This is a genomic window from Longimicrobium sp. (genome assembly GCF_036554565.1).
Taxonomy (GTDB): Bacteria; Gemmatimonadota; Gemmatimonadetes; order Longimicrobiales; family Longimicrobiaceae; genus Longimicrobium.
On the sequence record NZ_DATBNB010000339.1, the window covers coordinates 1 to 9,738 of the forward strand.

Below are 9,738 nucleotides of genomic sequence, written 5' to 3' on the forward strand. Positions count from 1 at the left end.
TCACCGTGAAGGTGCAGCGGGTGGGCGTAGAGCAGCCCATCACCTTTACCATCGTGCGCGAAGAGATCCACGTCCGCTCCGTTCCGAACGCGTACATGGTGGCTCCCGGCGTGGGCTACGCGAACCTGGTGATGTTCAGCGCAACCAGCACCACCGAGCTGCGCGCCGCGATCGACCGGCTTCGCACCGAGGGCGCCCGCTCGCTGGTGCTGGACCTTCGCGCCAACCCGGGCGGCCTGCTGGACCAGGGCGTGGGCGTGTCGGACCTGTTCCTGAAGCGCGGCGAGTCCGTCGTGGAGATCCGCGCGCGCGACCCGCAGGAAAGCGAAACGTACCGCGCCGCCGACGACCAGGCGTACGAGGGGCTGACCGTAGCGGTGCTGGTGGACGGCTACAGCGCCAGCGCGGCCGAGATCGTGGCCGGCGCGCTGCAGGACCACGACCGCGCCATCGTGCTGGGCACCACCACGTACGGCAAGGGCTCGGTGCAGACGCTGCTGCCGCTTTCCGGGGGCAACGCGCTGAAGATCACCACGGCCAAGTGGTACACGCCCGTGGGCCGCTCCATCCAGAAGGAGGCCACGCGCGGCGAGGGGCAGGAGGAAGCCCGGGTGGAGGATGACGACGAGGTGCTGGGTGCCGACGGCACGCCGGTGACGGCCGCGGACACCACCAAGAAGGTGCCCTACCGCACCGACAGCGGACGTACGGTATTCGGTGGCGGCGGCATCGTCCCCGACCTCATCGTGCGGCAGGACACCGCGGTGGAGGCGGAGAAGGAGTTCTTCCGCGTGGCCTCGCGCAGCGCGGCCAAGTTCCAGAACGCGCTGTTCGGCTACGCGGTGGCGTACGAGCGGGCCCACCCGGAGCTGCGGCCTGACTTCGCGGTCACGCCGGAGATGCGCCGCGGCTTCTACGACCGCCTTCGCGCGGCCGGCGTGGACGTGACCTGGGAGGTGTTCCAGGGCGCCCAGCGCTTCATCGATGCGCGGCTGATCGACGAGATCGCGCGCAGCAAGTTCGGCGCGTCGGTGGCCGCGCGCCGCGACGACCCCACGGACCGCGTGCTGCAGGAAGCCATCCGGCTGCTGCAGCAGGCGCCGAACACCCAGGCGCTGCTGCGCGCGGCGCAGCAGCAGCCCGCGGCGGCGTCTCGCAGCCGCTGACGCGGGTTGCGGCGCTTGCCGCAAGCTTCGCGGACCTGCTTTCGGGGCTGGTGGGATTTGGAGGAGGGGTGCTCATGGTGCCCTTCCTCTACTTCTTTTCGCCCAGCGCGCTCCGCGCGGGTGGCGTTCTTCGCAAACGATTCTACCTGACGTTCCGGCGATGTCCGACAGCTTCGTAGAGGTGACCCGCGGACCGGTGGTGGAAAGCCGCCACCGGGTGCACGTGGCGGTGGTGGATGCCGAAGGTACGCTGCGCGCGTACTCGGGAGACCCCGACATGGTGACGTTCTGGCGCTCGTCGGCCAAGCCGCTGCAGGCCATCCCGGTGGTGGACGACGGCGCGTACGACCGCTTCGGGTTTACCCCCGCCGAGCTGGCCGTCATCTGCGGCTCGCACAGCGGCTCGCCGGCCCACGTACGGACGGTGGAGGGGCTGCTGGAAAAGATCGCGCTGACGGCCGAGGCGCTGGCGTGCGGCCCCCACGCCCCGTTCCACGACGGCACCCGGCGCGCGCTGGTGGAACAGGGGCTGGAGCCGGGGCGCCTTCACAACAACTGCTCCGGCAAGCACGCGGGGATGATGGCCGTCGCCCGGGCCCGCGGGTGGGACCCCGAGGGATACCAGTTGCTGGAGCACCCGGTGCAGGCGCGCCTGCTGACCGAGGTGGCGCGCTGGGCCCGCATGCCCGCCGAGGCCATCGGCCTGGGGGTGGACGGCTGCGGCGTGGTCTGCTACGCCATGCCCCTGCGGCAAATGGCGCTGGCCTACGCGTCGCTGTCGGCCGCGGCGCGGCGGGGCGAGCGCGGGCCGGCGACGGTAGTCGAGGCCATGGCCGCGCACCCGGAGATGGTGGCGGGCGAGGGGCGCATCTGCACGGAGCTGTCGCGGCTGACGGAGGGGCGCATCTTCGCCAAGGTGGGCGCCGAGGGCGTGTACTGCGTGGGCAGCCCCGGCGCGGAGCTGGGGATCGCCCTGAAGGTGGAGGATGGGACCAATCGTGCGCTGGCCCCGGCCGTCGCGGGGGTGCTGCGCGAATTGGACCTGATTTCGGAGGACGACTTCGGGGCGCTTCACCGGTACGTGTTCCGCGAGATCACCAACACGCGCGGCGAGGTGACGGGCGAGGTGCACCCCGCCATCCGTCTTCGCGCGGCGGATGCCTGACGCGTCCGGCCGGGCGGCGCTCCTGCGCGTCGCCGCCGCCCTCGCCACGCGCGACACGGGGACCATCCGCGACGCGATGCAGTCCGCGGCGGCTTCGGCGGACCCGGTGGCGGTGGAGGAGGTGCTCCTTCAGTCGCACCTGTTCGTGGGCTTTCCCGACGCGCTGAACGCCATCGCCCTGTGGCGGAACGTGAGCGGGCGCCCGGCGCCGGACCCCATCCGCGAGGACCCGTCCGGCTGGGAGGCGCGGGGGGAGCGGGTGTGTTCCACCGTCTACGGCGGCAACTACGGAAAGCTGCGCGAGAACGTGCGGGGCCTGCACCCGGACTTCGACGGGTGGATGGTGACGGGCGGGTACGGACGGGTGATCGGGCGGCCGGGTCTGGATCTGAAGACGCGCGAGCTGTGCATCGCGGCGCTTCTGGCGGTGTGGAACGTGCCGCGCCAGCTTCACTCCCATCTTCGCGGTTCCCTGAACGCCGGCGCCACCGTGGACGAAGTGGACGAGACCGTCGAGATCGCCTGCGGGATGATTTCTGACGACCGGGCGGCGGAGGTGAAGGCGCTGTGGGGGGAGATTAGGGGCCGGGCGGGGGAGTAGGTCCCAGGCCGAGGCGAGCACGGGCGAATGAATTCGCTGCAACAACCACACGAAGTCCGCCTGCGCGGACTGGCTTGCCTGGGTGTGAGTTGAAGGGTGTGCGCGCGCCGGAATCCGATGCAGTTCTCCCCCTCTCCCGCTTGCGGGAGAGGGGGCCGGGGGGAGAGGGCAGCCGGGGAGTGCGCCGGAACGGCCGAAGCGTGCCGAGCCAAGCCAGGGAAGCCGTCGCGTGCGCCGCTGCCCCCGACACGCACCGGGCTGGCTCCCTTCCCCCACGCAGTTTGTGGGGGAAGGGCTGGGGATGGGGGGCGCCAGGGTCGCGCACAGGACTGGGCCATTCCGCACGTATTCATGCACGCGCCGGGTCGGACTGGCGGCGCGGCGACATATCCATTTCGGAGTGAGGCAGAGCGGTGTTCCTGGATTACGCTGAGATCAACGTGAAGGCGGGCGACGGCGGTGCGGGTGCGTCGTCCATGCGCCGCGAGTCGATGACCCCGCGCGGCGGCCCCGACGGCGGCGACGGCGGGCGCGGCGCCGACGTCATCCTTCGCGCCGACGGCCAGCTCACCACGCTGCTGGACTACCGATACCGCCAGCAGTACAAGGCCGAGAGCGGCCAGAAGGGCGCGGGCGCCAACTGCACCGGCCGCAGCGGCGAGCCGCTGGTGCTGCGCGTGCCCCCCGGCACCGTCATCCGCGACGTGGAAACCGAGGAGCTGCTGGGTGAGTTGCTGGAGGATGGCGAAGAGATCGTCATCGCCCGCGGCGGCAAGGGCGGATGGGGTAACGCGCGCTTTGCCACGGCCACCAACCAGGCTCCCCGCCGGGCCGACCCCGGCGAGCCGGGCGACGCGCGGCGCATCGCGCTTGAGCTGAAGCTGATCGCCGACGTGGGGCTGGTGGGCGAGCCCAACGCCGGAAAGAGCACGCTTCTCTCGTCCGTCTCGGCGGCCACGCCAAAGGTGGCGGACTACCCGTTCACCACGCTCACGCCCAACCTGGGTGTGGTGCAGCTGTCGGGGAACCGCTCGTTCGTCATCGCCGACATCCCCGGCATCATCGAGGGCGCGCACGAGGGCAAGGGGCTGGGTCACCAGTTCCTGCGCCACATCGAGCGCACCCGCACGCTGGCGCTGATGATTCCCGGCGACGCGCTGGAGCCCCAGGCCGAGTACGACAAGCTGCGCTCGGAGCTGCGCGAGTACTCCGAGGAGCTTGCCCAAAAGGCGCACTGCGTGGTGTTCACCAAGGCCGACCTGCTGCCGCCGGACTGGCCGGAGCCGCGGGTGGATGCGCCCGACGCCTGGGGCCAGTTCTCGATCTCGTCCGTCGCGCAGAAGGGGCTCGATCCCTTCCTGGAGGCGCTGTGGACCCAGGCCGCGGCCGCCCTGGCCGCGGAGCGCGGAGACGAGGAAGTGGAGCCTTGGCGCCCCTGACGCGCGCCGGTGGGGACACGTGTGGTCCGGGTTTTTGGCTGCCCCTTCCGTCCGGATCAACTGATAGGTAGCTTCGGCGGAGCGATCGTCCGCCGGACAGAGCGGACGCGGATTCCCGCCGTCCGCTCTTTCTCATGCCGCTGGCCAGCGCCGCCCTCGAAGACGTCGTTCGCATCGCCATCGTCCCGGGGATCGGGCCGGCGCGGCTGGCCGCGCTCATCGCCCGGTTCGGCTCGGCGGAGCGCATCCTTGCCGCGCCCGCGGCCGCCATTGCCGCCGTTCCGGGCTTCGGGCCCGAGTTCGCGCGGCGCGTGGCGGGTGCGGGCACGCCCGAGGGCCGGGCGAGGGCGCGCGAGGCGCTTCGTGTTCTCGCCGACGTCGGCGCCACGGCCATCACCTCCGAGGACGAAGATTATCCCGAGGCGTTCCGCGGGCTGGCCGATCCACCGTTCGTCCTGTACGCCGCGGGTGACCTCGGGCTGCTGCGCCGCCCGGGCGTGGGCGTCGTCGGCACGCGGGCGCCCACCCCGTACGGCCGCGCCTCCGCCGCGGGGCTCACGCGTGAGTTGGCGCGCGCGGGCTACGTGGTCGTCAGCGGAATGGCGAAGGGCATCGACGCGGTCGCGCATGCAGCGGCGCTGGACGCGGGGGGCGCCACGGTGGGTGTGCTGGGGCACGGCATCGACCGCGCCTATCCGCCCGAGAATCGCGGCCTGTTCCGCCGCGTTCGCGAGCACGGCCTGCTCATCTCGGAGCTGCCGCCCGGCGAGGAGCCGCTGGCGGGCAACTTTCCCCGGCGCAATCGGCTGATCGCCGCGCTCAGCGCGGGCGTGCTGGTGGTGGAGATGGGCGAGAAGAGCGGCGCCAAGCATACCGTGGATTTCGCGCTGGAGCTGGGGCGCGAGGTGTTCGCCGTCCCTGGTCCCATCGGCTCGGCGGCGAGCGCGGGAACCAACCAGCTGCTGAAGGACGGCGCCCGCCTGGTGACGTCCGCGCGCGACATCCTGGAAGAGCTGCACGGCGTTGGGCTGGTGCCGCATCACGTCGAGGAGGGCCGACCCGCCTCGGGGCCGTCGCCATCCGTGCCGACGCCGCCCGCGGTCGCCCTCGCGGGCGACGAGCTGCAGGTGTTCCGCGTGCTCCGCCCCGATCCACGCCACGTCGACGCGCTCGCGGCCGAGGCTGGGCTGGGCGTCAGCGGCACCCTCGCGGCGTTGCTGGGTTTGGAGCTTCACGACCTTGCCGAGGCGTTGCCGGGCAAACACTTCAAGCTGCGGTGACGATCGCCACCGTAGGCATCCACCCCTTCTCGTTCGCGAAGCCGTCATGCGCGGCGCGGCCGTGAACAGCTACGCGGCGCCGGACGGCATCTACGTCTTCGCGCGCCGGGATCTGGGGCCGGCGCGGGCGGCGGGCACCGCCGACTAGGCGCGGCCTTGGGTTTTGTGACCGCTGCCGCGCCCTGGCTGAAAGGCAGCCGCGGCTAGATCCTTCGCCCCGCGTGGGATCGTCGGTGGGAAGGTGTCGCTCGCCTGGGGCTCAGGATGACAGGCTTTCGGTGTTCGGGCCGGTGCGCGTGCCGGTCCGCTTCCTTGCGCAGGGGAACGCGCGGCCGGTTCGGGTGTCGTTACCCCCATGCTTCCCAACGCGTTGCCTGATCTCCCGGCCGCACGTCCGCGGTCGCTGTACGTGCACGTGCCGTTCTGCACGCGGCGCTGCTCGTACTGCGACTTTGCCGTGCAGGCCATGCGTGACCCGCCGGTGGATGCCTGGCTGGATGCCGTCGCGGGCGAGATGCACATGCTGTCGGATGAGCGGGGCTGGGGCGCGCCGCTGCGGCTGGACACCGTCTACATCGGCGGGGGGACGCCGTCGCTGCTGGGGCCCGACGCCATGGCCGCGCTCCGCGAACACCTGCGCCCCTGGGCGGAGTGGGACGACGCGGCGGAGTGGACGTGTGAGGCCAATCCCGAGAGCTTTACGCCTGAGGTGGCCCGCGGCTGGCGGGCCGCCGGGGTGAACCGCATCTCCCTGGGCGCGCAGACGTTTCATGAGCCCACGCTGCGGTGGATGGGCCGCCTTCATGGCGTGGACGGCCCCGCCCGCGCGTTCGACGCGGCGCGCGCCGCCGGGTTCGGCAACGTGAGCGTGGACCTGATCTTCGGCGTGCCGTCGCGCCTGGGGCGCGCCTGGGGCGACGACCTGGTTCGAGCGCTGCTGCTGGAGCCCGAGCACGTTTCGCTCTACGGGCTGACCGCCGAGGCCGCCGCGCCGCTGGGGCGCTGGGTGGGCGAGGGCCGCGAAACGCTGGCCGACGAAGACCGCTACGCCGACGAGTACCTGCTGGCGCACAACACGCTATGCGGCGCGGGCTTCGAGCACTACGAGGTGAGCAACTTCGGCCGGCCGGGGCTGCGCTCGCGCCACAACTTCGTCTACTGGACGGGCGAGCCGTACGCGGCGCTGGGGCCCGGGTCGCACGCCTTTTATCCCCCGCTGCGCCGCTGGAACGTGCGCAGCTGGGACGAGTATCGCGAGATGATCGCCTCCGGCCGCCCTCCCACGGACGGCGAAGAGGTGGTGGATGAGGAGACCGGCGGGCTGGAGCGCGCCTGGCTGCTGCTGCGTACGGACCAGGGCTGGCCGATGAAGGATGCGGGCGAGGCGGTCCGCCGGCTCGCGGCGGGATGGACTGATCGGAATCTGGCCGAGGCGCGGGAGGGGCGGCTGCGGCTTACGCCCGAGGGGTGGCTGCTGCTGGATGGACTGGCCGTGGAGATGGCCGGCGCGGCTGAGCAGGATGCTCGTTCCGCCTCCGGGCGGGGCGGGGAACGGGCTGACCTGGCCGCCGCGGGCGCAGGAAGCGCAAGCGGCGCCGCGGGTTGACGGCCCTGCGAGGGGAGGGCAGATTGATCGGGTTTTGCTTGGAACTCCAAAGGCCTTCGTGCCGCAGATGACCACGGGAGAACCTCTTTCCGAGCGCGAGCACCAGATCCTCGAGGCGGTGATCCGCACCTACGTCGAAACCGCCGAGCCCACGGGCAGCCGCACCGTGGCGCGCCGGTTCAAGCTGGGCATTTCGCCGGCGACGGTGCGCAACACCATGAGCGACCTCGAGGAAAAGGGCTACCTGTACCACCCGCACACCTCGGCGGGGCGGGTGCCCACGGACATGGCCTATCGCCTGTACGTGGACAGCCTGATGGACCGCCGAGCCCTGAGCGAGGCGGAGCGCACCTCCCTGCGCCACGAGCTGGCCGCCGGGGGTGACGTGGCCGCGGTGGAACGGCTGCTGCGCCGCGCCGCGCAGGTGCTGGGGCTGCTGACGCAGGAGCTGGGGATCGCCGTGGCACCGCGGCTTGATGAGGCCGTGCTGGAGCGGCTGGACCTGCTTCCCGTCTCCGAGGCCAAGGTGCTGCTGGTGATGACGCTGCGGGCCGCCGGCGTGCGCACGGTGTTCGTCGACGTGCCCGCCACCCTGCCGCCCAGCACGCTGGCCTCCGTAGCGCGCATTCTGAACGAGCGGCTGGCCGGGCACACGCTGCGGGAAATCCGCGGAACGCTCCCCGACCGCCTGCGCGACACCGTGGCCTCGGGCGACCCCGGCTCGGAGCTGCTGAACGTGTTCCTGCAGTCGGCCGAGGACTGGTTCGCCCCGGTGGGAACGGACGAGCTTCACCTGGGCAGCGCCTCGGTGCTGGCCGACCAGCCCGAGTTCAGCAGCGGCGAGCGCCTTCGCTCGCTGATCACGCTGACCGAGAGCCGCGACCTGCTGAAGAGCGCGGTCGCCGGGCGGGTGGACGGCGAGGGGCTGAAGGTGACGATCGGCGTGGAGCACCGCGACCCGGCGCTTTCGGGCTTCACGCTGGTGACGTCGGAGTACCACGTGGGCGGATTGAAGGGCGTCATCGGCGTGATCGGGCCCACGCGCATGCCGTACGAGCGGGTGATCGCCGTCGTGGAAAGCACGTCGTCGATGGTCTCGGACCTGTTGATGTGAAATCATGAACACCGCGATGAAAGACTACTACGAGGTTCTCGCCGTCGAAAAGACGGCCGATGGCGAGGCTATCAAGAAGGCCTACCGCAAGCTGGCCATGCAGTACCACCCGGACCGCAACCCGGGCGACAAGGCGGCCGAAGACCGGTTCAAGGAGGCCACCGAGGCGTACGAGGTGCTCCGCGACACCGAGAAGCGCGCGCTCTACGACCGCTACGGCCACGCGGGCGTCAAGCGCGGCGCGAGCGCGTCCGGCGGCGGCGGCGGGTTCGGCGGCTTCGGGTTCGAGGACGCGCTGAACATCTTCATGCGCGACTTCGGCGGCGGCGGCTTCGAAGACCTCTTCGGGCAGCGGCGCGGCCGCGGCGGCGTGCAGAAGGGCAAGGACCTGCAGATCAAGGTGCCCATCACCCTGCAGGAAGTGGCCACGGGCGTCCGCAAGACCATCCGCATCCGTACGCTGGACCCCTGCGACACCTGCAAGGCCACCGGCTCGGCCGACGAGGGCGGGGTGCAGACCTGCACCACCTGCCAGGGCGCCGGCCAGGTGAGGACGGTGCAGCGCAGCGTGTTCGGGCAGTTCGTCAGCGCCAGCGCGTGCCCCACCTGCCGCGGCGAGGGGAAGACGATCAAGAACCCGTGCCGGTCGTGCAACGGCGACGGTCGGCAGCGCGGCGAAAGCACGGTGGACGTCGACATCCCCGCCGGGGTGAGCAGCGACAACTACCTGACGCTGCGCGGCGCGGGCAACGCCGGCCCACGGGGCGGCCCCCGCGGCGACGTGCTGGCCGTGATCGAGGTGGAGGACGATGCGCGCTTCCAGCGGGAGGGAAGCGATCTGCTGTTCGAGCTGCCGGTTTCGTTCAGCCAGGCGGCGCTGGGCGGCGACGTGACCATCCCCACCGTCTACGGCGACGAAAAGGTAAAGGTGGCCGCGGGTTCGCAGAGCGGCGAAGTGATCACGCTGCGCGGCAAGGGGCTGCCCCACCTGGGCGGCGGCGGGCGCGGCGACCAGTACGTGCGCCTGAACGTGTGGACGCCCACCGAGCTGAACGCCGAGCAGGAGGAGCTGTTCCGCCGCCTGGCGCAGCTGGAGGGCCCCGTGCCCGGCGCGCGGCGCACCAAGGGGCTGTGGGACCGCGTGAAGGACGCCTTCGCCGCGTGACGGACCGCTGGCTGGTACTGGTCGTCCGCACCGCCGACCCCGAGCTGCTTCCGCTGGCCGCCGAGGTTCTGGCGCCGTACGGCGGCGGTGCGGTGCTGGAGGCCGAGGGCGGGCTGGTGGCGTACGCGGCCGAGCCGGGGGATGTGGATGCGTTCGTCCGCGAGCTTTCCGAGCGGCTGCGTGACGAGCTTCCCGCGGCGGC

Annotated in this window: 9 protein-coding genes; all 9 read left to right on the top strand. The window is 71.8% G+C overall.

Annotated features, from left to right (window positions below; translation table 11 throughout):
- The coding region (locus VIB55_RS09570; RefSeq protein ID WP_331876424.1) for a S41 family peptidase at positions 1 to 1,166 on the top strand (1,166 nt) is incomplete at its 5' end.
- A gap of 160 nt (positions 1,167 to 1,326) precedes the next feature.
- Positions 1,327 to 2,331 carry an asparaginase gene (locus VIB55_RS09575; RefSeq protein WP_331876425.1) on the top strand — a complete coding sequence of 335 codons (1,005 nt, stop codon included), beginning with the start codon at positions 1,327 to 1,329 and terminating at the stop codon, positions 2,329 to 2,331.
- Positions 2,324 to 2,932 carry a carboxymuconolactone decarboxylase family protein gene (locus VIB55_RS09580; RefSeq protein WP_331876426.1) on the top strand — a complete coding sequence of 203 codons (609 nt, stop codon included), beginning with the start codon at positions 2,324 to 2,326 and terminating at the stop codon, positions 2,930 to 2,932. The genes VIB55_RS09575 and VIB55_RS09580 overlap by 8 nt, the downstream gene beginning before the upstream one ends.
- 413 nt (positions 2,933 to 3,345) lie before the next feature.
- A complete protein-coding gene (obgE, locus tag VIB55_RS09585) occupies positions 3,346 to 4,371 on the top strand; it encodes a GTPase ObgE (RefSeq protein WP_331876427.1) in 1,026 nt (341 codons plus the stop codon).
- A gap of 134 nt (positions 4,372 to 4,505) precedes the next feature.
- Complete coding sequence (dprA, locus tag VIB55_RS09590; RefSeq protein ID WP_331876428.1) at positions 4,506 to 5,651, top strand: DNA-processing protein DprA; 1,146 nt, start codon at positions 4,506 to 4,508, stop codon at positions 5,649 to 5,651.
- 370 nt (positions 5,652 to 6,021) lie between these two features.
- Positions 6,022 to 7,257, top strand: coding sequence for a radical SAM family heme chaperone HemW (gene hemW, locus VIB55_RS09595; RefSeq protein WP_331876429.1), 1,236 nt, complete (start codon positions 6,022 to 6,024; stop codon positions 7,255 to 7,257).
- 67 nt (positions 7,258 to 7,324) lie between these two features.
- Positions 7,325 to 8,371 (top strand): heat-inducible transcriptional repressor HrcA, encoded by a 1,047-nt coding sequence (hrcA, locus tag VIB55_RS09600; RefSeq protein ID WP_331876430.1) that lies wholly within the window; start codon positions 7,325 to 7,327, stop codon positions 8,369 to 8,371.
- Between the two features lie 4 nt (positions 8,372 to 8,375).
- A complete protein-coding gene (dnaJ, locus tag VIB55_RS09605) occupies positions 8,376 to 9,536 on the top strand; it encodes a molecular chaperone DnaJ (RefSeq protein WP_331876431.1) in 1,161 nt (386 codons plus the stop codon).
- A partial coding sequence (locus VIB55_RS09610; RefSeq protein WP_331876432.1) for a hypothetical protein occupies positions 9,533 to 9,738 on the top strand: 206 nt, incomplete at its 3' end. The genes dnaJ and VIB55_RS09610, both read left to right, overlap by 4 nt.

Bases quoted from the DNA above. Each gene is read 5' to 3' on its own strand.
- VIB55_RS09575 (WP_331876425.1), top strand. From the start codon at position 1,327: ATGTCCGACAGCTTCGTAGAGGTGACCCGCGGACCGGTGGTGGAAAGC.
- VIB55_RS09580 (WP_331876426.1), top strand. From the start codon at position 2,324: ATGCCTGACGCGTCCGGCCGGGCGGCGCTCCTGCGCGTCGCCGCCGCC.
- dprA (WP_331876428.1), top strand. From the start codon at position 4,506: ATGCCGCTGGCCAGCGCCGCCCTCGAAGACGTCGTTCGCATCGCCATC.
- hrcA (WP_331876430.1), top strand. From the start codon at position 7,325: ATGACCACGGGAGAACCTCTTTCCGAGCGCGAGCACCAGATCCTCGAG.
- dnaJ (WP_331876431.1), top strand. From the start codon at position 8,376: ATGAACACCGCGATGAAAGACTACTACGAGGTTCTCGCCGTCGAAAAG.